Origin of the sequence: Spirosoma panaciterrae DSM 21099, assembly GCF_000374025.1 — a bacterium.
GTDB classification, from domain to species: domain Bacteria; phylum Bacteroidota; class Bacteroidia; order Cytophagales; family Spirosomataceae; genus Spirosoma; species Spirosoma panaciterrae.
Genome location: NZ_KB893173.1, coordinates 41,541 through 64,121 on the forward strand (window position 1 = coordinate 41,541; position 22,581 = coordinate 64,121).

The window sequence follows — 22,581 nt, forward strand, 5'->3', positions numbered from 1 at the left end:
CTTACATCATACTTCGAAAACATGGCAACTCCTGATTTTTCTCAACTGAGTAGTGGGTCTGGCCCCGAAAAGAAATCGTTCTGGAACCGCCCCGAAGGGGTACTGGGCATGATTGTGCTGGCCGGAATCGCTGGCTTTGGCCTCTGGCACCTCAATGATATTCTGGAATTTCTGATCCGGGCGACCTCAAACCTACTCGAATTGTCGCTGCTGCTGGGTGCGTTGGGTGTGCTAATCTTCCTGTTTACCAGCAAAGATGTTCGGACGGCGGTCTTCTTCCTGTTCAAATCGCTGATGCGCAGTCTGACAGGTACAGTAATTCAACTCAACCCGATCGCCATCATGAAAATCTACATTCAGGATTTGAAAGATAAACGCGAAAAAATGCAGGGGCAGATCAATACCCTGGCCGGGCAGTTGGTGAAGTTGAACAAACGGATCAACGAAAACAACGAAGCCATCAAACAGAAATTTGCGGAAGCCAATAAAGCCAATTCCATGACCGAAAAGCCGGGCATGCGTGAAGCGGCTCAGCTTGCCACTATCGAAGGGGCGGGTTTGCAGGAAATGAATGAGAAACTGCTGCCCTTGCAACGCAACATGAAACAGGTACTGGCTTTCATGGAAAAAGTCAACCAGAGCGCCGACTACATTATTAAGGAAACCGAAATCAAGGTCCGGCTGAAAGAAACCGAATATCAGATCGTGAAGGAGAGTTCCAACGCGCTGAAAACGGCAGTCAGCCTATTCAAGGGCGACCCCGACAAGAAATTCTATTTCGACCAGTCGATGGAGTATATTCAGGACGACATGAGTAACAAACTGGGTGAAATGAAACGAGCTATGGACCTGTCGATGGACTTCATCAACGGGGTGGATATTCAGAATGGTATCCTGTCCGATAAAGGCCAGGCTCTGCTGGAAGCCTATAATAAAGGCGAGTTCAAAATGGTTCAACTGGATGCGCCACCCCAAACCGTAAACCTCGGCCCTGCCCCGCAGAAAGACGCCGGTTACAAGAATTTGCTGGACTAATAGCCAATTTTGAATGAGTGAATGATAGAATGTCCCGATACAGCACATGGCCTCTTCTTCCATTCACTCATTCTTCCATTCACTCATTCTATCATTCAATCAGTCAAAATTAACATTCCTATGCAACGTTTAACCGTAGCCGGTCGGCTGCTTATTACGGTCTTGATTTTGGCCGCCATCTTTTTCGCTTTCCGTTACTTTGGTGGCAACGATGCCCTGAAAAAGCTTCAGTCGAAAGACAAAGACAAGGAATATACGGAGTCGCAGACCATGCCCCGTGCCGACGACAAAACGGCCGAAGAGGCTATCGACGAGTCGAGTGCTTCCTCATCCGGTTCATCGGATGAAGCGAGCAGTAGCGCTCAGCCTCAAAAGGATTTTTCGTATACCGCACCTGAGCCTCAAAATGGTGTTCTGAAAGGGGTGGTTGAACTGGGAGCCAGTGGATTCAACTCGTTCGTCGTCCGGATCGACGATCAGAAACGCTGGAAACTTGAAAAGGCTGAGTTTGGCAATAGCCTCGTACTGGAAAACATGGCTACTGACAATGACGTGCGGACCGGCCTGAAAAGTTATATCGGCAAAATGCTGGACTTTGGGGTTGGTGGCCGTAATATTCATTTTGTGGTAAGCTCAGGGGCTGTTAAAGCCGAAGGCACACAGAAGATCATTAAGGTGCTGAAATCCCTGAATTACTTCGTCAATACGGTAACTCCCGAACAGGAAGGAAGTCTGGCCCTGCGCGCCGTACTGCCCGAATCGTACGAAGGCAACTCGTTTGTTACCGACATTGGCTCCGGCAATACGAAAATTTCGTGGAAAGATGGAGGCTCCATCAAGGCTCTGGAAACATACGGTTCAAAATACTACAGCGAAGGCACGAGTGATGCCACCGTGTACGATGAAGTAAAGGCAAAAGCCAAACAGGTTCCATCCGACCACCGTCAAACCTGCTTTATCATCGGTGGGGTTCCTTTCGAATTGGCTAAATCAGTGCGCAAAGGCAAAGAACGCTATACCGTGCTGGATGCACCAGCCGCTTATAAACTGGAAAGTGCCAAATCGAAAGCTGGCCTTAACGTGTACAAAGCCATTGCCGACGCCACCGGCTGCAACCAGTTCGTTTTCGACTGGGATGCTAATTTCACCATCGGCTATCTGTTGACTCTTAAATAATGATTGAGTGATCGAATGACTGAATGATTGAATAGGAGATGAGTCCTCTATTCAATCATTCAGTCATTCAATCACTCAATCATTTCCTTGCCATGACCCTTCGTGATGTATTTCAGGCGATTTCGGGCCAGCCTGCTTTGTTATTTGTGCTCCTGATGGCTGTTCCCACAGGGGCTTTTTTGGTGAATTTGTGGTCGGGTAGCACAGCCGAGGAAATTATTAAGTGGAAGTATGCTTATGCTGTACTTGTGTACCTGGCCTGCATTCCAGGCGTATTTGCCGTAACGTTGAATATCTACCTGTTTCTGTTCGAGCGGCAAAGTGTATGGGATATGAACCTGGCCCTTCAGATCCTGCCCATACTGACCATGATTGCCACGCTCATGCTCATCCGCCGAAAAATCCCCTTTGCCTATGTCCCAGGCTTCGGCAAACTGTCGGGGTTCCTGACGTTGATTGCCGCCATTATCGGGATTATGTGGTTCATCGACCGAACACGTATTTACGCAGTCACCTATATCCCGTTTACCTATATTGCCGTTGGATTCATTGCGCTTCTGGTCATTATCCGCTTTGCCTGGAGCCGCATTTTTTAACCCTACTTTCCACAGTTCAGAGCAATCGGTCCTTTGAAACCAGTGCCCTCGATTATCGATCTGTCGACAAGGCTAATCGTTTAGCTTCTACCTGCCTTGCAGCTCGCTCCTGTCTGTATTTGGGCAAATTGATTAGCAATACGCTGCCTAAGATGACAATTAAACCAGCGATTTGGACCCAGGAAATTGGTTCATTGGCAAACAACACACCCAGAATAACCGCAATCACCGGATTCACATACGCATACGTACTTACCTGTGTAGCAGGTCGTACCTGAAGGAGCCAAACATAAGCACTATAGGCAATGATCGATCCGAACAGGATCAGATACCCCAACGCCAGCCAGGCACGAACGGGCACCTGTGTCCACTGAACCTGTTCAAATTCCTGATTGAGAAGGCTAGCGGGTAAAAACACCAGCCCAGCTATAATCATCTGCCAGGCCACATTGACCGTCGACCCGCCCTCCGATGGATTGTGCTTCGAATACAGCGACCCCGACGACCAGGCTATCGAACCGCCAATCAGCAGAAGCATACTTATATTTTTTGCCGAATCCGCATGGCCACTAAACAGATCACCTAGCTGCTCACTAAACAACAGAATCACTCCGGCGAAGCCGATCAATAAGCCCGCCAGCGTGGCCTGACTTTTAAAATTCGTTTTCCAGTTGGGTTTATCGAGCAGAACAAACCAAAGTGGAGCTGATGAAACCATGATGGCGACCAGGGCACTGGGCAAACTCTGTTCCACCCATATGACGGCCCCGTTCCCTCCGACCAGTAATAATACACCAACGATCGCTGAATTCAGCAGGCTTTTTTTATTCACCAATGGCTCGCCTTTCAGGACCCCCCATAGCAACATCAGCAGGCCAGCCGCCAAAAATCGCATGGCGCCCATCAGCATCGGTGGAAAATCCTGAATAGCCATCTGAATAAAAAAGTAGGTTGACCCCCAAACTATATAAACAACCGCAAACGCACTGATTACCAGTAGCGGTGAAACGGTTTTGGTACTGGTGTGATTCATAGCTTTTTTCGTCTTTCAGGTGTTATTTACTGTTCCTATTGCCAAAGGTAAGGCACTTTGATTCATGAATAAAGCGAATTATTTTTGTAGAAATCATGAATTTTACTCATCATGGAAATCCGGCATCTGCAAATGGTGAAAGAGGTTGCCTCCAGTGGTAACCTGACGAAGGCTGCTGATCGACTGTTCCTCACCCAGTCGGCTCTAAGCCACCAGTTGAAAGAAATTGAGACCTATTTCAATACGCAGCTTTTCATTCGCGACAAAAAACAGATGCTACTTACCCAGGCTGGTGAGGTGGTGTTGCAGGCAGCCGAAAAAATCCTTCTGGAAGTTGCCGAAACCCGAGCCAAAGTCCGTTGCCTCACCGACTCCGAATCGGGCGAAGTGCGGCTGTGTACTCAGTGTTACACTTCCTACCATTGGCTGGCGGGTTTTCTGCGTGAATACCAGACCATTTACCCCAAAGTCGATGTAAAGGTTGAGCTGGAAGCCCCCTTTCATGCCGCTGATCAATACCTGCTTACTAACAAAATTGACGTGGCCATTACGGAAGGTGACGAAAACCCAAAGTTTGCCTATACGCCACTTTTTCAGGATGAGTTTGTCGCGGTTGTCGCTCCGGACCATCCCTGGGCTCAGCGTTGCTGGGTCGAGATCGACGAATTCGCTGAGTACAATTACATCATGTATAACATACCTGACGAGGAAAGCGCCAATTTCATGATGTTTTTCAAGCACCGTAGACCTGCCAAAGTCTACAAGATTACGCTGACGGAAGCCATCCTGGAAATGGTTAAGGCAGGGCTGGGAGTAGCTGTCCTGCCAACCTGGGTTATTAAACCCTACATCCAGTCGGGGCAGTTGGTCACGGTTCGGGTTACGGAGCAGCGAATTCTGCGTACCTGGTATGCGGCTACGTTGAAAAACAAACAGCTTCCCCCCTACACAACTGCTTTTATCGAACAGCTGGCATCGTACATGAGAACACACGAGGGGTATGCCTTTACGGACGAACTAATGCCTGGCTATTATGCCTAATCCGTTCCATCCATGAAGCCTTTCCATCTAATTACACACGCCCTTCTCTTCTTTTCCGTACTTCTATCCATCTCCTGCCAACCGGCTTTACAGGAGCCTGTTTCGTCAGATTATGCGTATTTCCCCCTCGAAACGGGTCGATACTGGATATATGACGTACAGGAAGAACGCTATACAGCAACAACCTCGCCTTTACAGCGAACTTACCAGCTAAAGGAACTGATTGGACTACCCTATTCGGATGTGACGGGGCAACAGGCTTACCGATTGATTCGCTATAAACGAATCGACGAGGCCCAGGTTTGGCAACCCGACTCAGTATGGTCGGTCCGGTTAGTCAATAACCAGGCTATACGTTCTGAGAACGGCAAAGAATTTGTTAGCTTGTTATTTCCAATCAGCGATCAATCACGTTGGAACGGTAATCAGCTTGCGGGTTTGGATTCGGATGAGTACATAGTCCGCAACGTCGGACAGCCTTATCGCGTACTGGCTAAACAATTCGACGATACGGCAACCGTCGTCGCTCAGGATGACTCCACGCTGGTTTCGCAGGATAAGCGGATCGATGTATACGCCCGAGGGGTTGGATTAGTGTATAAGGAACGAACCCATGTGCAGTTTTGTACGGCTACACCAACCTGCATTGGGCATCAACAGATTGATTATGGCACTCGACAGATTTACCGCATCCAATCGTACGGCACTGACTAAACTAGCCGGACTGCTCTTTCTTTTCTTACTATCTCACCCTGATAGCTTTGGCCAATCCCGAAAATACCTGGTTCTGCTACGCGACAAAGCCAATTCGCCTTACCGGGTTGATCAGCCAGATCAGTTTTTATCGCAGCGCTCCATCCTGCGTCGCCAGAAACAGAATATCCCCGTTTTAGAACGTGACCTTCCCGTTAACCCTGGCTACTTAAGTCAGCTTCAACAGACCGGAGCCAAAATCTGGTTTACGTCGCGCTGGCTCAATGCGGTTCTGGTCGAAGCCAGCGAGGCTACCCTTACGGCTATCCAGCAATTGTCGTTTGTGAAAGGTCTGGAGTTTGGACGTTCGCTGGCCAATGCCCGTATCAGTGTCGCAGACTCAGTTCTATCGTCAGCGAATGAAGTCGATACGCCCGGCAAATTTGGGGATGTACAACCCCTCAGCTATGGCTCATCCCTGGCTCAGATCACCCAGATTGGTGTCGACAAAATGCATCAGCAGGGTTATCACGGTGAAGGTATGTTGATCGGAGTGCTCGACGCCGGATTTCAAAACGCGAATAAGGTGGCTTTTTTAAAACCACTTTTCGATGAAAAACGCGTGCTGGCCACCTACGATTTTGTCAAAAAAGAGACGAGTGTTTACGAAGATGACTCGCATGGGTTGTCCTGTCTGTCGGCAATTGCCGCCACTGCCGACAATCAGCTCTATGGCACTGCCTACAAAGCCTCATTTATCCTGTTGCGCACCGAAGATGCCGCCAGCGAACGACAGATTGAAGAAGCCAACTGGCTATTTGGTGCCGAATATGCCGATAGTGCCGGGGTCGATGTCATTAGTTCCTCTCTGGGATATACACAGTTCGACGATGCATCGACCAGTTATACCTATCAGAATATGAATGGGAAAACGGCACTTAGCAGCCGGGCAGCCCAAATCGCTACCGAAACGGGAATGGTGGTTGTGGTAGCGGCTGGCAATGAAGGCAACAATGGCTGGCATTATCTTTCGGCCCCCTCCGATGCTGCGTCTGTACTAGCCATTGGCGCTGTCGGCACAACAGGCCAGCGAGCCTCCTTTAGTTCGTTTGGCCCATCGGCCGATGGCCGGGTCAAACCTGATCTGGATGCCCAGGGGCTAGGTACAACCGTGGGCTATCCAACGGGTTCGATTGCATCGGGCAATGGTACATCATTTGCCACACCGTTGATTGCCGGGCTGGTAGCCGGATTCTGGCAGGCGCACCCGCGCCTAACGGCTGCTCAGGTAACCGATGCCCTCCGACGATCTGGCAGTCTATATGGTACGCCAAACGATCAATTGGGCTACGGCATTCCTAATTTCGAGCGGGCCTCGTCCTTTTCCGGCGACTACAATGCCTTGTTTGTCTATCCAAATCCATTCAGCGATGGTCAATCGCTGGCTGTACAGTGGGGCGAAATTCAGGAGAACACTCCGCTCGACGCTACCCTGACCAACCTGACCGGGCGGGTCGTCTGGCAAAATCGGTATGTTTCACCTGGACTAGCGGCTTTTCGCCTTCCTAATTTAAATTTATCCGCCGGTGTTTATATCATGACCCTCGTAGCGGGCGATAAAAAACGAACCCTGAAGCTGGTAAAACAGTAACCTAAAGTTTGTGGTTTTGCGGTTAAAGATTGACTTGCTGACCGGCCGACTGGCAACACTTGTCTACAACTCCTAAATTTTCCGTATGCCAACCTTACACATCGTTCAGGGCGATATTACGAAATTGGCCGTTGATGCCATCGTGAATGCAGCCAATAGTAGTTTACTGGGTGGCGGAGGGGTAGATGGGGCCATTCATCGGGCGTCAGGCCCCGAACTGGTCTTTGCCTGCCGAATGCTGAACGGATGTAAAACTGGAGAAGCAAAACTGACCAAGGGGTTTCGTTTACCAGCTACTTACATCATTCATGCGGTAGGTCCAGTCTGGCGGGGAGGAGCGCATGGAGAAGCCGACCTACTGGCAAGTTGTTACCGACGATCGCTTGAAATTGCCGATGCGCATACTCTTCAACGAATTGCATTCCCGAACATCAGCACGGGCATTTATGGTTACCCAAAGGACCAGGCAGCCGAGGTAGCCATTGCCGCTGTCAGTAGATTTCTGGAAAAGCCAACATCCATTCAGGAAGTTACCTTTGTTTGCTTCGATGCCGAAAATCGTACGATTTACGAGCAGATACTACAATCGCAAAATCAATAGAACGCAGATGGTTGGCTAACCAGCTCGTTCTATTTTACCTAATCAGTCAGCTTTATGGATCAAACGTTACACGATTTTCTGGATCAACTGGCCCAATTTGGTAAAACCAACGATCGGCAGGCAACCCAGCGCCGTGAACGAATGCTCAACATCACCCCCGATACGGGGCCATTCCTCGCTATTCTCATCAAAGCCACAAAAGCCAAAGCGGTTCTCGAAATCGGCACATCAAATGGCTATTCGACAATCTGGCTGGCCGATGCCGTTCGCACTACAGGTGGGCACGTAACCACTATCGAAATGGACCCCTGGAAAGCCGAACAGGCACGTCTGAATTTCCAAAAAGCTTCTGTCGATGTTGTCATTACGCAGATTTTGGCCCTGGCCGAAGCATACCTGCCAGCCTGTTCACCCGCTAGTCTGGATTTCATTTTTCTGGATTCTGAGCGGAGTCAGTATACAGGCTGGTTGTACCAACTGCTCAGCCTTCTACGGCCTGGGGGTTTGCTCGTAGTCGATAATGCTGTATCGCACGAGGCCGAACTCGCTGAATTTACCAGCCTGGTCCAGCAAATCCCCGGCCTTGATTCGTCTTTAGTACCCGTTGGTAACGGTGAGTTGCTTCTCTGGAAACATGCTTGAATAAAAAAACGAACCACCTGGTTGCGGGCGGTTCGTTCTGAAGCAGATACAGTCATACCTAATCCTCGCCTACGGCGGTACTGTCCGACTTCTTATTGCGTTTTTTAACCATGTAGTCCGTAGCGGTCGATCCTTCGCGAGGTTCACTTACCCGTTGAATCTTGTAGTTCCTGTCGGCCAGACTCATCGTTGGCGTATGATCGACCGAAACGCCCCCAACGGGCTGCACGGCTGGGTGCTGATTTTTATAGTTAGCTAGCTGAGCATCCGAGGGCGCAGGTTTCTGGACCGCTACCCCCGTTTTTTTCTCCCATCGACTCGCTGCTGCAGCCATATTGGGGTGCTTGTAGTTGGCAGTCGAATACATAGGATTGTTCAACGGTTTTTTCTGACCATCATCCCGATTTGTCTGTGCTCTGGCCTGACCGACGATCGACAGGATGCCGATGCCGACAAGCAAAAAGGTTAGCGATTTCATCGTTTTTTTCTGGTTTTGTTGTACAACAAAGTTAACACCTCGTCAGATTAAAAAACGATTAAAATAACTACTAGGTTTTTAGTTTTTATATTTTCTTACGCAATAACCGTAGGATTGACTCAGATTCGGTTAACGAATCGACCTTTTCGAGCGAAATCCATTGAATATTCGTTCTTTCGTCAGAAATGCCAAACGGTTCTTTAGGGTCGGCTTCAAATAGAAATCGGATGTCGTAATGTAGATGTTCAGGCACATCGTCCCGTTTGGGAATCGTATGTATATTCACGTCGAAAATAGCTGGGCTGAGTAATCGGACCGATTGCAGTCCAGTCTCTTCCTGAGCTTCTTTCAGGGCGACAGCCGCTACATCTGGATCACCGTCAGCGTGCCCACCGGGTTGGAGCCAACGGTCTAGTTTACGGTGATGAAGTAACAGTGTCTGCTTGCGGTCGGGGCTAACAATCCACGCTGAACCCGTGATATGGCCAATCAGCAACGACCGCTCAAAGCAATCGGGATGTTGCCTGACAAACGCCACGGTGGCCTCTGTCATAGCCTTTTCTGTGGCATCGGCTGGTGTATGATGAGAAAGTAAACTTAATAGCGGCTGACGATACATTCGTTGTTTTTGTTCGGTAAAAACTGCAATTTGCTTCCGTTTTTTCAATACTCTATCGACTATTATGCACAAGTTAACGCTTACAGCCGTAACCCTTTGTCTGGCAGCTCAGTTAGCCACCGCTCAAATTAAATTGCCCTCTCCAAGCCCTGGTGCCTCAGTTATGCAAACGGTGGGCACTACCGATATGACCATCACGTATTCGCGCCCAAGCCTGAAAGGTCGTCAGCCCTTTACATCGTCATTTGTTCCGCTTGGAAAAGTATGGCGGACGGGTGCCAATTCGCCTACTCTGTTTACAACCACAACGGATGTAATGGTCAATGGTAAAACCCTTGCGGCTGGTAGTTACGCCGTTCTATCGATTCCCGAAGAAGGTTCCGCCACGCTGATTTTCAGCAAAAACAAGACGAGTACGGAGCAATCGTACAAACAGGAAGAAGATGCGCTACGCGTGAACCTGACCCCGATGGAAAACAGTGAGAAAGTAGAAACCTTTACCATTGGCTTCAGTGATGTGACTGACAGCACCGCCAAACTGAATTTCATCTGGGCCAATATTAAAGCCGTTGCTGATCTGAAAGTAGATGTCGCTGCTAATTCGGCGGCCAACGTCGATAAAGCTGTTGCCGAAAAACCCAATGATCCAGCCGTACTACAGGCTGCCGCCAGCTATAACCTCTCAAAAGGCCGCAATCTGGATCAGTCGTTAAGCTGGATCGATCAGTCGATTGCGGCAGGCGAAAACTACCGGAATCTGTATGTAAAGTCGCAAATTCTGGGCAAAATGGGCAAATATGCCGAAGCACTACCACTAGCTCAAAAAGCACTATCATTAGGTCAATCGTCCAACGATGGTGCTTTCCCTTTCTTCAAAGATGGCATTGAGAAAAGCATTTCGGAGTTTACCGCTAAAGTTCCTGCCTTGCCTGCTATCAAAGGCAAAGGCAAGAAAAAGGCATAATGCCAAACCTTATTTTTCTTGATAAACACAACTGCAGACCAGGCCGGTCTGCAGTTGTGTTTAGAACGATTTCCAAACCAGTTTTATAACTCAGTTTATTAAAGGGAATAAAGGCCGAAGCCATCTTGAGTTTTTTCAAGATTGTTTCGGGGAATAGTATCATATTCCAACCCTTACCTCAGAAGTTAAGTCATAGGATAAAATCGCTGTCTTATGAAAATACTCCTTCTGGCTACCCTTTGCTTACTTCTCTACACGCTGGTAGTCAATTGTCGCCAGTCAGATATTCCCCCGTCCTGTAACGTATCAAACCCGTTGGAAGAACTAGATTGGTTAAAGGCAATTGTAGCCGACACAGTAGCCACTAAAGATCAGAGTTTGTCTATTCAGCAAGCTACTTATAAAAACCAAACGGTTTATCTCGTTTACATCACTCCTGGCCCAGACAGGGGGGTAACTACCTTGTATGACTGTCAAGGAACAGCCCTTTGCAAGGGGTATACAACTATTGCAGGTTTACAAACGGAGTGTAAATCTGTATTTAATGAGACACAAGCAGGCCCAGTGTTGTATAGCCGCTAGCTATTGTATAAGTCCCGATATGGTAATCCAAAACCCGAGAATAGAGTATAGAACCTAACTATTCATAGGGAACCTACCACAAGTCGATAAGAATTAGAATAACAAAGAAGAGAACAATTAATATGCATATCAGTATACCAGTACCTAGAGCTTTTAATAACTGCATAGCTGTTGCATGATCCAATTGTTTACTAACCCCAAAAACTTAGCATTCGCTCATTCAATTCTTTCTTATCTATCTGAATACTTCATTGGCCCCACACACGCTGCAATATCCAGGCAATCCCCACAACCAGCAGGCAACCAATGGCGTTGAGCCAGAGAAAAGCGGTTAGGTCGAAGTACCAGCTTAAAATAACCAGAACCTCAGCGATGATGGCTCCCCAGAACGTAGCCTTGCCCCCTATGGCTTTGACGTAAAAGGCGACAACAAACACCCCCAGAATAACCCCGTAAAACAAAGACCCCAGGATGTTGACGGCTTCGATCATACTGCCAAACTGATTGGCAAACTGGGCCACGATAATGCAGAAAATACCCCAGCCAATAGTAACCCATCGCGATGCCTGTACATAAAAGGTATCGTCGCCGTCGGGTCGAAGTAAGCGTTTATACACATCGATTACCGTGCTGGAAGCCAGCGAATTGTAAGCCGAAGCAATCGACCCCATCGAAGCTACAAAAATGACGGCAATCAGTAGCCCGATCAATCCGTGCGGGAGGTAGTCCAGTACAAAACGCAGAAATATATAATTCACATCGTTGGTATCGGCCGCAGGGTTAGCCTTTTTAATGAGCTTGGTTACGTCAGTCTTTACCCCTTTCAATGCGTCGTCGGTTTCACGGATTCGCGTTCCAGCCGCATCCTGCCCCGCCTGATCGTCGGTTTTCAGAGCCGCCTGCATATCCAGAACTGCCCGCTGCCGCTGGGCGGTCAGATTCTGATGTTTGATTTCGGCAAGCTGGTATTCGCGGGCGTAGGCACTCTGCTTTAATCGATCGGTTTCCTGTTTGTTGAAAAAGATGGGCGAAGGATTGAACTGGTAAAATACAAATACCAGTACCCCCACCAACAGAATCAAAAATTGCATAGGCACCTTCAACAAGCCGTTCATCAGCAGGCCGAGTCGACTTTGCCCGATGGTTTCGCCCGTCAAATACCGCCCCACCTGCGACTGGTCGGTGCCGAAATAAGACAGTTGCAGAAAAAAACCGCCAATCAGTCCCGACCAAATGTTGTACCGGCTATTGGGATCGAATTTAAGGTCGATCAGATTCATGCGTCCTGCCTTACCCGCTACATGCAGTGCATCCACAAAGCCAATCCCGTCAGGCAGCAGCTTTACGGTTAGGTATCCCGCCAGCGCCATCGCAAAGGTTACAATCGCCATTTGCTGCAAGTGCGTATAGGATATTGCCTTGGTACCGCCTGTAACGGTGTATACCAGTACAATGCCTCCCATTATCAAGTTGGTCAGGTAGATATTCCAGCCCAGAATAGTCGACAGAATGATGGAAGGGGCATAAATCGATAAGCCCGTCGATAAGCCCCGCTGGAGTAAGAACAGCCCCGCTGTCAGGGTGCGAACCCGCGTATCGAAGCGAGATTCCAGGAACTCGTAGGCCGTAAAAATCTTCAGCCGATGAAAGATCGGCACAAAGGTTACCGACAAAACCACCATCGCCAGTGGAAGCCCAAAATAGAACTGCACAAACCGCATTCCGTCGGTAAACCCCTGCCCCGGTGCCGACAAAAACGTAATGGCGCTGGCCTGGGTAGCCATCACCGAAAGCCCAACGTGATACCACGGCAGCGAATGACCCGCCAGCAGGTAATCGTTCATACTACGGCTACCCCGACTCCGTACAATGCCGTAGGTAATGATACCCACCAGCGTGAACACTAATACGCTCCAATCAAGAACACTCATGATAACCAGCGCATTAGTCCATAAAACAGAAGCATTTCGACAACCAGGCTACCCATTACGATAGCGTAGAGCTGGGGCCAGGAACGAGCAAAAGGGGGTAGATCAGATGGGTTACGGGTCATGAATGCATGGGTTGTCGAGTCTATAACGGCGAAATTAGCAGAAATAGATGTATCGACTTCGATTAACGCAAAGGAATGGCTTATTTCTCCTTATCCTGTACAAACGAAATGCCAGATTCCTCTCGGCCTACTCACGCCCGATCGAAAGGTTATAACTTAAATAGGGCAACATTCGGAATGGCAGCTCTTTATATTTCAGCCCATCTCTGAAAATCTGGCTATAGAACCCCAGATCGAAGGCATGCCGATGGCGATCGATCCGCAACGCAAATGATAAAGAAACCCGCTCCCCAAAATCGTTCGGATAATAGGAATAGTCCCCTAAATTAACCCGATTGTCACTAAGCACAGTCAGACTTGGCGATACTTTCTGCATCAGGCCCATAGTTATGTACAGTTGATTTTCGATGGGCGTATCCAGATAGTAAGGATACGACATTGGGTTGGCGTAATAGTATCGTCGTTTACCACGTTCAACAAACCCAAATCCTGCCGTCACGTTGCGCTGGGCACTCCCAAATGTAGCCAATGCATTGAACGTCAGAGGCCCCCTTGTATAGTAACCTAACTTACTTTTATCCTGATACATGACATTCAGGCCCATCCGAACCTTATTGCCTAACGGCACACTGAGTTTAGTGTATAACCGGGAAGTGGTTGGCAGGAAGCCCTCGTAGAAAAAAAGATCATCTGAATCCAGGTCCACCGAAGGTATTGGTGTGACAAAACTTGCTCCTATACTCCAGAACCGGGTAATCCCATAATCAAATGCATTATATAACCAGGTGTTGCGGTAATAAAATCGACCTTTTTCAGCATTAATCGCCGTAGGGTTGAGTAACATAAACGGAGAAAACCGATTCACAAAACCATCTGGATTCGAGCGGCTGGTTTGGCTCATCTCATTCCATACCGTATCGACCCGAACGAGTAACTCTGGCTCAAAGTAGGTTAACTGACCGTTCGGCTTTCGGACCGTAATCATGGTTTCATTCTGCTTGACAAAGGTGCCTGGCAGGCGGGTGCCATCCCGTAGCAGAAATACGGCCGAAGCGATTCGTTCATGCATTTCAGCCTGCTCTTCCTTCGGGCGTTCTGCCAGTATTTTCACGACCTGATCGGCCTCTACATAAGACAGATCGCCCCCACGTACCCGAACGGTAATCAAGGAACTGTCCTGTCGAACAATTTGTCCACGAACAACTGAACCATCCCGCATGAGTAGGTAAGAATGTTTTCGGAACGTATCTTCAGGCGTTACTTTTAGGAATTGTGCCTGCACTATAAATGGACACAGGCATAGCAGAAATAGAACTGTTTTCACAGCAGTAGACGTTAAGGTTGAAGAATTGGCGTTGATATTTTCTTATGCAAACGGTTACACACCGACAATTATTTTTTCAGCATATAGCTCAGACCTCCGATTTTCCGTTAGGGTTGGAAATCGACCGGGCCGAAGGCATTTATTTATATGAAACCAGCGGCAAACGCTATATCGACCTCATTTCAGGCATTGGGGTGAGCAACGTAGGGCATCGGCATCCGCGCGTATTGGAAGCCATCCATCAGCAGTTGGATAAGTACATGCACCTGATGGTATACGGTGAATATATTCAAACGTCGCAGACGCAGTTGGCTCAGGCTTTAAGCCAAACCTTGCCACCGAGTCTGAATAACGTATATTTCACCAACTCAGGAACCGAAGCTGTTGAAGGAGCTATGAAACTGGCGAAGCGATATACGGGCCGTTCTGAACTCATCAGTTGCTTCAATGCCTACCACGGCTCAACCCAGGGTGCTCTTTCCCTTTCGGGCGACGAAAATTTCAAACGTAATTTTCGCCCACTCCTACCCGATGTTCGGCACATCCGCCACGGCAATCCGACCGATCTTGAGCAAATTACCCATCGAACAGCGGCTGTAATAATCGAAGTAGTTGCGGGCGAAGCAGGTGTTCGTGTGCCGGAAGCAGCCTATTTTCAGGCGCTTCGGCAGCGTTGTACGGAAATGGGAGCCTTGCTTATTTTTGATGAGATTCAGACCGGCTACGGACGCATAGGCACTTTTTGGGCATTTGAGGGCGTTTCGGTTGTTCCCGATATTCTGCTATGTGCCAAAGGTATGGGAGGAGGTATGCCTATCGGGGCATTCATCAGCTCCGATGAATTGATGAGTGTGTTTAAAAACAATCCGATTCTGGGCCATATCACCACCTTTGGTGGCCACCCGGTTTCGTGTGCCGCTTCATTAGCCACCTTGCAGGTTATACAGGAGCAGAAGTTACACGAACAGGCAGAGGCCAAAGGACAACTATTCAGACAGTTGCTGAGCCATTCGTCTATACGGGAAATACGCGGTAAAGGCCTGATGCTGGCTGTTGAATTCGATTCGTTTGACGTGTTAAAACCCATTATCGATCGTGCCATCGACAACAGTCAGAAAGGGCTGGGGGTTATTACCGACTGGTTTTTATTTTGTAACAATTCCATGCGGATAGCCCCCCCGCTCATCATTACGGAAGCCCAGATTCAGGAAGCGTGTGGAGTAATTCTGGAAGCGATTCATGCTTAGTCATACGGGGTCATGAATGGCCATTTGCTCAAGCGGTTGCGAAGTACCCTGAAAACTATTCATGGCCCTGTATGATTAAAAAATGTCGCCACGCAAATGCCTTCGGTTAAAATGCTTCTCCCAGTTGAAAATATAAACCGTTCGATACACTTTGCCCAATACCCCAACCGTAATCGACACGAAGATTTAAGCGTTCTTTCTGATTCAGAGACAGTCGGAGCCCACCGCCAAACGAGTATTTAAGTTCCTGAAAATTCAGTTCCCGCAGGTTATCCCCTACATTACCCACCCCAAAAAAACCGACCGCACCCAATCGCCAGAACAACGGCACCCGATACTCGGCCTGAGCCACGATCTGGTCTTCGCTTCGATAGCGTCCATCATAAAAGCCCCGCATGCTGTTGGAACCCCCAAAGCTGGCCAGGCTTCGTAAGGGCGTCTTGCCCCCATTAAAAAAACCATAGGCCTGGATAGCCAGCACATGCTGTCGGTAAATCGGCAGAAACCGCCGAAAATCAACGACATAGTTGGTATATCGAAAATCTGAGCCGAACATTGGGTTAAAATGATTGAAGTAAACTTGTAGAAACCCTCCCCGATCAGGGGCAAATGCGTTATTCCGCGAATCGTACGTAAGACTTAGCCCTGCCCCGGAGATGTGATAGGGCTGGCGGCCAATCACCTGCAACTGGTCGAAAAGGCCGCCCGACTGATAATCTATATCCAGGAGTCGCTGGTATTCATAAACGAGTCCTGCGAAAAAACGCTCCTTTAGCTTCCGCTGAAAATGCAGATAAATATAGTATTGCTTGAAGGTATAGGGTTCCATATGCTCATCAGGCGCGTCCTTTCCAAGCCCCCAGAACCGATCGGGGAAATAGCTGTACGATAATTGATAATTTAGGATAATTCGTTCGCCCGGAAAATAAGTTGTTCCATTCACAGCCGCAATAAATTGCTTGCGAAGGGAGTATAATGCCAGCGCCTGGGTGTTTGACGTACGAGTAAGGGTATCGTGCTTATTGAACCGAAACGTGAATGAGCCCGCCAGGCCAAAAGACCAGTCGGTTTCGATTGAACGGGCTACCAAAGGCAAAATCAGCGTATTTCGGGTACGAATTAGTTGACTTGGAATGGGTTCTCGAGGAACACGGATGCTATCGGGCTGGGCTCGAAGGGCTTGCCCCAGGCTCATTAATTGGCTGATTAACAGCAAAACCAACCTTTTATCAAGTAAAACCGACACTGTAATCGAATTAACCGTTAATTAAACTCGCATTAATTAAATTGCGGCAAAGTAATCCTAAAATTGTAAATTTCGTAGATTTGGGCTTTTATTAACCGATACAGTCTGCGCCCAATCAACAGGGGGCAGCCGACGGGTTGGCATCAACTACGGAACCTCCGATTTGTAAACCACCGATATGAGCAAATTAAACTTACCGCCCTTTACGTTAGGCGAATCTATCACTCCAGAACAACGCCAGTTTTTTAACAAATATGGTGTCATTGTATTTCGTAACTTCATTGAACCCGAAACAGTTAAACTTTTTATCAGTGAAACGGAGCGGATCGAAAAACAATGGCTCGATGAAGGGCGTGATAAGGTAAACGGCGTTCCATTAAAATTTGGTAAGGATGAGGCTGGAAATTCCATGATTCAGCGGATGTGCTTCCTGTCGCAGCACAGTACAGCACTCCATGAATTTTTGCAGGACCCCCGCCTACAGGCTGTCGTAGACCTTCTACAACCTTACGAGGGGCGCATTGCTGAAATTGAAAAAGATGGCCTCATTCTGAACCACTACGTTCGTACTCCCAACAGCAAATTCTCGCAAATGGGCTGGCATACCGATAGCCCGCGCGACATTTTTCTGGGGCAACGCATTATGCCGATGCTCAACGTGGGCATTCACCTCAATTCGACACCTTACGAAAGTGGTGGCCTTCGGGTGATTCCGGGTACGCATAAGCAGGGAATTCTAAAAATGCTCTTCCGCAAAAAATATTTTGTCGACAACGAGCCCGATAAGCACGAAGTTGGCTTCGACATCAATGCGGGCGACCTGTCGGTCCACGACGGACGGCTTTGGCACCGGGCGCAGCAGTCGCCTTACTTCGGTGAAGCCAGCCGTCGACGTGTCATGTATGTGCCGGTCGTAACTGGAAAGTACATGCCTAAAGATGAGAACAGCAAAACGCCGTTCTATCACCGTTTCATTTCCAAAGTCAATATTTAAGAAAGAAAAAGGAAGAAGGGAAAAAGGAGAAAGCCTTAGGTCGGTCACTTTCTCCTTTTTCCCTTCTTCCTTTTTCCATACCTCCCCACTCTTATGGCCTACGCCCTCATAACAGGAGCCAGCCGGGGCATTGGCCTGGCCATTGCCACCGAACTAGCGCAAAAAAAATTTGACCTGCTTCTGGTTGCCCGCTCCGAAACATTACTTCGGGAAATCGCCCGGCAGCTTGCCAGTGAGTACGGCATCAAAACAGATTATCTGGCCGCAGACCTTGCCGCCCCCGGTGCTGCCCAGAACGTAGTATCATGGTGTCAGCAAAAAGGCTATGCCATCCAGATGCTGGTCAACAACGCAGGCTATGGACTTAGTGGCCCTTTCGAAAAACATCCACTGGCCGAACACACGGACATGATGGCTGTAAATATGACCGTGCTGGTTGAGCTAACCTATCTGTTCCTTCCAGCCTTGCGGCAGCAGCCCAAAGCCTATATTCTGAACATTGGTAGTTCGGCCGCCTATCAGGCTGTACCAGGACTTAGCCTCTATTCTGCCTCAAAAGCGTTTGTACTTCAGTTTAGTCGGGGACTACATCAGGAATTAAAACGGTCATCCGTATCGGTTACCTGCGTATGCCCTGGTTCCACAGATACCAACTTTGTTGACCGGGCTCAAATTGGAGAGAAAGGTCGTAAGGCAGCCCAGAAAGTAAACATGACACCCCAGGCAGTAGCCCGTCAGGCTGTTGAAGCTACCTTAGCTGGTCAGACCGAAGTCGTTACCGGGTTTCTCAATAAAGCCGGCAAATTCATGGCCTGGCTGCTTCCCAAAGGGCTTGTTGAAAAGACCGCAGGCAGCATTTATGAATAGTCTTTTTTGCATTCCGTTACGAAATGGCACTTTATTTGTCGTGCTATAGTTTTAAACATATAACTATATAAAGACGTTGGATGCTGACCTTATCATAAATCAAGTTTCCTAGCCTGCCGACGTCCAACCAATTCATGCAATTTTCCGATTTATCATTAATAGATCCTATTCTGAAAGCACTGGCTGAAGAAGGATATACCAACCCAACCCCCATTCAGGAACAGGCCATTCCCATTTTGTTGCGTCGTCGGGACTTATTGGGCTGCGCTCAAACGGGTACAGGTAAAACAGCCGCTTTTGCTATCCCCATTCTGCAACTACTCAGTGACGAACGGGCGAAAACTACCAAAGAGCATCGGCGTATAAAAACACTGGTTCTGACACCCACCCGCGAGTTGGCCATTCAGATCGCTGAAAGCTTTGCCGCCTACGGCCGCCACCTGAACATACGGCATGCCGTTATTTTTGGCGGGGTTTCGCAACACGCTCAGGTTAATACCTTAAAAGCGGGAATCGATGTGCTGATCGCTACCCCCGGTCGTTTGCTCGACCTCATGAATCAGGGGTTCATCAATCTTCGTGATGTGCAGTTTTTTGTTCTCGATGAAGCCGATCGCATGCTCGATATGGGCTTTATCCATGATGTAAAAAAAGTACTCGCCCGACTACCCGAACGGCGGCAATCATTATTTTTCTCGGCTACAATGCCGCCTGATGTGGCCAAACTGGCCGACACGATTTTACATAATCCAGCCAAAGTTGAGGTAACACCTGTTTCATCAACAGCCGATACCATCCAGCAGGCTATGTATTTTGTGGGGAAAGAAGACAAACGAAAGCTACTGGTTCACATCCTGAACGATCGAAACATTCGGTCTGCGTTGGTCTTTGCCCGTACGAAACACGGAGCCGATCGGGTGGCTAAAGACTTGCTGAAAGCGGGGATTCAGGCTGAAGCCATCCACGGAAACAAATCCCAGAACGCCCGGCAACGTGCCCTTTCAAATTTCAAAAGTCGTGAAACGCGCGTGTTGGTAGCTACCGACATTGCCGCCCGTGGTATCGATGTGGATGAGCTGTCTCATGTCATCAATTACGAACTACCTAATATCCCGGAAACGTATGTACACCGAATCGGACGAACGGGTCGGGCAGGCCATGATGGCATTGCGCTGTCTTTTTGCGATTCTGAAGAGACGGCTTATCTGAAAGATATCCATAAGCTGATTGGCAAAAACGTTCCTGTCGTTACGGATCACCCATATGTACTCGACCTGGCTGTTGCGTCAGTAACCCCTGCTCCAGCCCAACGGCAGGGGCAAAACCGACGAAATTCTCAGCCCGGAAACCGTCCAAATGGATCAGGGAGTCAGAGCAGGCAGGAAACCCGCCAACGCCCAAATGAGCGGGCGAATCGTCCGTCTACCTCGTCTGGCAATAAGAGTCAGGGGAACCGGCCTGATGGGCAATTGGATAAAAATCGTTCTTTCGGACGCTCTTCCGAATCGAAACCTTATCAGTCCAAGTCGAGTGCGCCCCAAAATAAACCGAGTCGTGGCAGTGGCAATAGCCGTTTTCTGAATTTCGGTTCCGACAAAAACTATTAGTCCATTTCGTAGGATAAGAGTCGATGTATGGTCTGAGTCAGGCTGTACATCGACTCTTTGCCATTAGCAAAACTACCCAAGTATCAGCCCAAGTTGTGACTAGTTACCTTGGGAAACCTACTGACTCGTACTGACAAATATCCTGCTTTATGTAGTTGACATTCTGGCACAACCATGGCCTTTGGACACTAATCTACCAGGCAAGACCATTACAACTAAAATACAATCAAAGTAAACGCCTATAGCTAAGTCATCATTTTCGCCCACTTTTCATAAACAATTGGGTAATTAGCCCAGTTTATAATACAAATAAAATATAACGTTATGAAAATTGCTGTTGAAAAAGGGCAAGATAAATTACTCTTAGCCGATGGTCGCCAGATGGTTACCATTACCCATATTGATGAGGGAAAAAGCGAACACAAAGGTATCCCCTTTTTTGCCGTCCGCTTTGAAAACAACGAGGGCTATATATCGCACCGATTCTATGAATCTCAGGCTGGTATGCCAGCCATTGTTAGTCTATTTGAAGAGGTGGGATTACCTGTTGAGTCAGGAAAGGAACTGGATACCAAACAATTGCTGGGTAAACAGCTCACCATTGAAGTCGGTGAACGATCCTATACGGATCCGGAAAGCCAGAATGAACGTACGCTGAAGCAAGCGGTTAATTTTCTGGTCAGTTAATCTACTTACATTTTTTGTCGTATCGGCGAATTAGCTCTGACTTGAATTATTGACTGATTTGCCGATACGACAATAACGCTATGATGCCCGGTGAATGCCGGGTAGGCCAATTTGTAAAAAGGTACTATCCGGCAATCGGATTTAGGGCATCTATAGCCTGTCTATCTAATGCAGATTTCTCCTTGCAGAAATCTATTCGTTTCTGGCAGAAGTATAACCTGGAATGAAGTTGATAAGACTTCATTGGTTATGGAATGGTACCCTCTGGCCCGAAACAGCCTGTTAGGTTTTTCTTAGAGTTTGAATAGCTTCTACCCATTCTTGCTGATGACAGCGAGGGCAGACGTGTTGTGCAGTGTTAATTTCCTCAACCTGACCACAAGCTGTGCACGCATAAGCCCCGGGCTGATGAATTTCTTTTTGTCGGTTCTGATAAACTTTGGGCAGTATGGGTAATCCCGGCTTTACATCTTCATCTGCATAATAGTAAAAACTTACGTTACCACTCGTTTCCAGAATGGCTGTGCGCACCTGGCCGACATGTTCAATATTTTGCTGACGCATTTCGGCGAAGAACTCGTCTTTGGCATATGTATGATCGGAATGAGCCTGGAGAACAAACTTACCTTCTTCAATGATATACAACGGCTCCCCTTCCAGAAGTCGTTCAAAACGCTCTCGTCGTGCCGTTAGCCAGGTTAGCAGGCGATAGAAGAGCAGAATCGTCACAATGACCACAAACGCAGGCAGAATAGCCTGGTCCTCATTAACCATGGGGTCACCAACCGCTGAGCCTAGCCCAATAATAATCGCGACCTCAAAAATGGATAACTGTCGGATTCCTTTCTTGCCCGTCAGTCGTAGAAAGACAAGAATGAGCACAAACATGATCAGCGTTCTGATCACTATCTCAACGGCCATAAGCCAATCCAGATCACGTAGAAAGAGGTTTTTGAGGTCAAATTGCATAGAAAGGAATCTGATTCAGCCCTATAACCCCATGTTTGATTCAGCTGTTTTAGCTGGCTTTGTTAGAATATGTCAAATTCAATCCGTTGTTGACAGTTATAGTTACGCCAGTATCATTCATTCGTCTTTAGCCCCTATACCATCTCTCAACTCAGTCTATGCTCTGTGGCATCTGGGGGTATTCTATTTGATGGTGACACTATTAGCCTCTACGAAAGGTAAAAAAGTAAGTTACTGCACTAAACACTAGCTTTAGGTCTGAAGGCTAGCATGCCCCCAAAAGGCCAATAACACTGCTACCATCAGGAAAACCCGGTCGACTCGACCTGATATCTGCTGATACTGAGCAAGCAGGTCTATTGAAGCAGCCAGCGGACCCAGCAGCGACAGCATAAACACAGGTTAAGGAAACAGGAAGGGTTAGGGATTAGCCCTGAATTTTACCCACGACTAGCTGATACTTCAGGAAAGCAATC

General features: G+C 48.2%; 22 protein-coding genes. 15 read left to right on the forward strand and 7 right to left on the reverse strand.

Features of this window, described 5'->3' with window-relative positions; genetic code table 11:
* The first annotated feature begins 21 nt into the window (after positions 1-21).
* The 3 genes from B153_RS0103510 (at position 22) to B153_RS0103520 (ending at position 2,807) form a co-directional block, all read left to right on the forward strand.
* Complete coding sequence (locus B153_RS0103510; protein ID WP_026261884.1) at positions 22-1,035, forward strand: hypothetical protein; 1,014 nt, start codon at positions 22-24, stop codon at positions 1,033-1,035.
* 120 nt (positions 1,036-1,155) lie between these two features.
* A complete protein-coding gene (locus B153_RS0103515) occupies positions 1,156-2,211 on the forward strand; it encodes an acetate and sugar kinases/Hsc70/actin family protein (RefSeq protein ID WP_020595283.1) in 1,056 nt (351 codons plus the stop codon).
* A 92-nt stretch (positions 2,212-2,303) separates the two neighbouring features.
* Entirely contained in the window at positions 2,304-2,807 is a 504-nt protein-coding gene (locus B153_RS0103520) for a hypothetical protein (protein WP_020595284.1), read from the forward strand.
* 52 nt (positions 2,808-2,859) lie between these two features.
* Here the strand turns inward: B153_RS0103520 and B153_RS0103525 are convergent, their stop codons facing one another.
* Positions 2,860-3,840, reverse strand: a complete 981-nt coding sequence (locus tag B153_RS0103525) for an EamA family transporter (protein WP_020595285.1) — start codon at positions 3,838-3,840, stop codon at positions 2,860-2,862.
* Between the two features lie 111 nt (positions 3,841-3,951).
* Between B153_RS0103525 and B153_RS0103530 the strand changes: the two genes are divergently transcribed.
* The 5 genes from B153_RS0103530 to B153_RS0103550 all read left to right on the forward strand — a co-directional run bounded on the left by B153_RS0103530 (position 3,952) and on the right by B153_RS0103550 (position 8,468).
* Positions 3,952-4,881, forward strand: coding sequence for a LysR family transcriptional regulator (locus B153_RS0103530; protein ID WP_020595286.1), 930 nt, complete (start codon positions 3,952-3,954; stop codon positions 4,879-4,881).
* Positions 4,882-4,893: 12 nt separating this feature from the next.
* The gene (locus tag B153_RS0103535) at positions 4,894-5,595 is read left to right on the forward strand and encodes a hypothetical protein (protein ID WP_020595287.1); all 702 of its coding nucleotides are present in this window, start codon (positions 4,894-4,896) and stop codon (positions 5,593-5,595) included.
* Positions 5,549-7,225 (forward strand): S8 family serine peptidase, encoded by a 1,677-nt coding sequence (locus B153_RS0103540; RefSeq protein ID WP_020595288.1) that lies wholly within the window; start codon positions 5,549-5,551, stop codon positions 7,223-7,225. Before B153_RS0103535 ends, B153_RS0103540 begins: the two co-directional genes overlap by 47 nt.
* A gap of 85 nt (positions 7,226-7,310) precedes the next feature.
* Entirely contained in the window at positions 7,311-7,826 is a 516-nt protein-coding gene (locus B153_RS0103545) for an O-acetyl-ADP-ribose deacetylase (protein ID WP_020595289.1), read from the forward strand.
* A 54-nt stretch (positions 7,827-7,880) separates the two neighbouring features.
* The gene (locus B153_RS0103550) at positions 7,881-8,468 is read left to right on the forward strand and encodes an O-methyltransferase (protein WP_020595290.1); all 588 of its coding nucleotides are present in this window, start codon (positions 7,881-7,883) and stop codon (positions 8,466-8,468) included.
* Between the two features lie 58 nt (positions 8,469-8,526).
* On the opposite strand, the gene B153_RS0103555 is transcribed toward B153_RS0103550, so the two are convergent.
* Together B153_RS0103555 and B153_RS0103560 are read right to left on the reverse strand one after the other, a co-directional pair.
* On the reverse strand, positions 8,527-8,946 hold the full coding sequence (locus B153_RS0103555) for a hypothetical protein (RefSeq protein WP_020595291.1): 420 nt from the start codon (positions 8,944-8,946) through the stop codon (positions 8,527-8,529).
* An 85-nt stretch (positions 8,947-9,031) separates the two neighbouring features.
* A complete protein-coding gene (locus B153_RS0103560) occupies positions 9,032-9,565 on the reverse strand; it encodes an NUDIX hydrolase (protein ID WP_026261885.1) in 534 nt (177 codons plus the stop codon).
* 64 nt (positions 9,566-9,629) lie between these two features.
* Between B153_RS0103560 and B153_RS0103565 the strand changes: the two genes are divergently transcribed.
* A complete protein-coding gene (locus B153_RS0103565; protein ID WP_020595293.1) occupies positions 9,630-10,529 on the forward strand; it encodes a DUF2911 domain-containing protein in 900 nt (299 codons plus the stop codon).
* Positions 10,530-10,742: 213 nt separating this feature from the next.
* On the forward strand, positions 10,743-11,111 hold the full coding sequence (locus B153_RS38830) for a DUF6970 domain-containing protein (protein WP_020595294.1): 369 nt from the start codon (positions 10,743-10,745) through the stop codon (positions 11,109-11,111).
* 248 nt (positions 11,112-11,359) lie between these two features.
* Here the strand turns inward: B153_RS38830 and B153_RS0103575 are convergent, their stop codons facing one another.
* Both B153_RS0103575 and B153_RS0103580 read right to left on the reverse strand, forming a co-directional pair.
* Complete coding sequence (locus B153_RS0103575; protein WP_020595295.1) at positions 11,360-13,042, reverse strand: sodium:solute symporter family protein; 1,683 nt, start codon at positions 13,040-13,042, stop codon at positions 11,360-11,362.
* Between the two features lie 249 nt (positions 13,043-13,291).
* A complete protein-coding gene (locus B153_RS0103580; RefSeq protein ID WP_040760786.1) occupies positions 13,292-14,488 on the reverse strand; it encodes a hypothetical protein in 1,197 nt (398 codons plus the stop codon).
* Positions 14,489-14,532: 44 nt separating this feature from the next.
* On the opposite strand from B153_RS0103580, the gene B153_RS0103585 reads away from it, so the two are divergent.
* Positions 14,533-15,735 (forward strand): aspartate aminotransferase family protein, encoded by a 1,203-nt coding sequence (locus B153_RS0103585; protein WP_020595297.1) that lies wholly within the window; start codon positions 14,533-14,535, stop codon positions 15,733-15,735.
* A 106-nt stretch (positions 15,736-15,841) separates the two neighbouring features.
* On the opposite strand, the gene B153_RS0103590 is transcribed toward B153_RS0103585, so the two are convergent.
* Positions 15,842-16,930: a BamA/TamA family outer membrane protein gene (locus B153_RS0103590; RefSeq protein WP_020595298.1), complete on the reverse strand. Its 1,089-nt coding sequence runs from the start codon at positions 16,928-16,930 to the stop codon at positions 15,842-15,844.
* Between the two features lie 229 nt (positions 16,931-17,159).
* Between B153_RS0103590 and B153_RS0103595 the strand changes: the two genes are divergently transcribed.
* From B153_RS0103595 to B153_RS0103610, 4 genes are all read left to right on the forward strand, one after another.
* A complete protein-coding gene (locus B153_RS0103595; protein ID WP_020595299.1) occupies positions 17,160-17,975 on the forward strand; it encodes a phytanoyl-CoA dioxygenase family protein in 816 nt (271 codons plus the stop codon).
* 93 nt (positions 17,976-18,068) lie between these two features.
* Entirely contained in the window at positions 18,069-18,842 is a 774-nt protein-coding gene (locus B153_RS0103600; protein ID WP_020595300.1) for an SDR family NAD(P)-dependent oxidoreductase, read from the forward strand.
* A gap of 134 nt (positions 18,843-18,976) precedes the next feature.
* Positions 18,977-20,449: a DEAD/DEAH box helicase gene (locus B153_RS0103605; protein ID WP_020595301.1), complete on the forward strand. Its 1,473-nt coding sequence runs from the start codon at positions 18,977-18,979 to the stop codon at positions 20,447-20,449.
* A gap of 324 nt (positions 20,450-20,773) precedes the next feature.
* Entirely contained in the window at positions 20,774-21,136 is a 363-nt protein-coding gene (locus B153_RS0103610) for a hypothetical protein (protein WP_020595302.1), read from the forward strand.
* A gap of 282 nt (positions 21,137-21,418) precedes the next feature.
* On the opposite strand, the gene B153_RS0103615 is transcribed toward B153_RS0103610, so the two are convergent.
* Positions 21,419-22,105, reverse strand: coding sequence for a YetF domain-containing protein (locus tag B153_RS0103615; protein ID WP_020595303.1), 687 nt, complete (start codon positions 22,103-22,105; stop codon positions 21,419-21,421).
* Positions 22,106-22,581 lie beyond the last annotated feature (476 nt).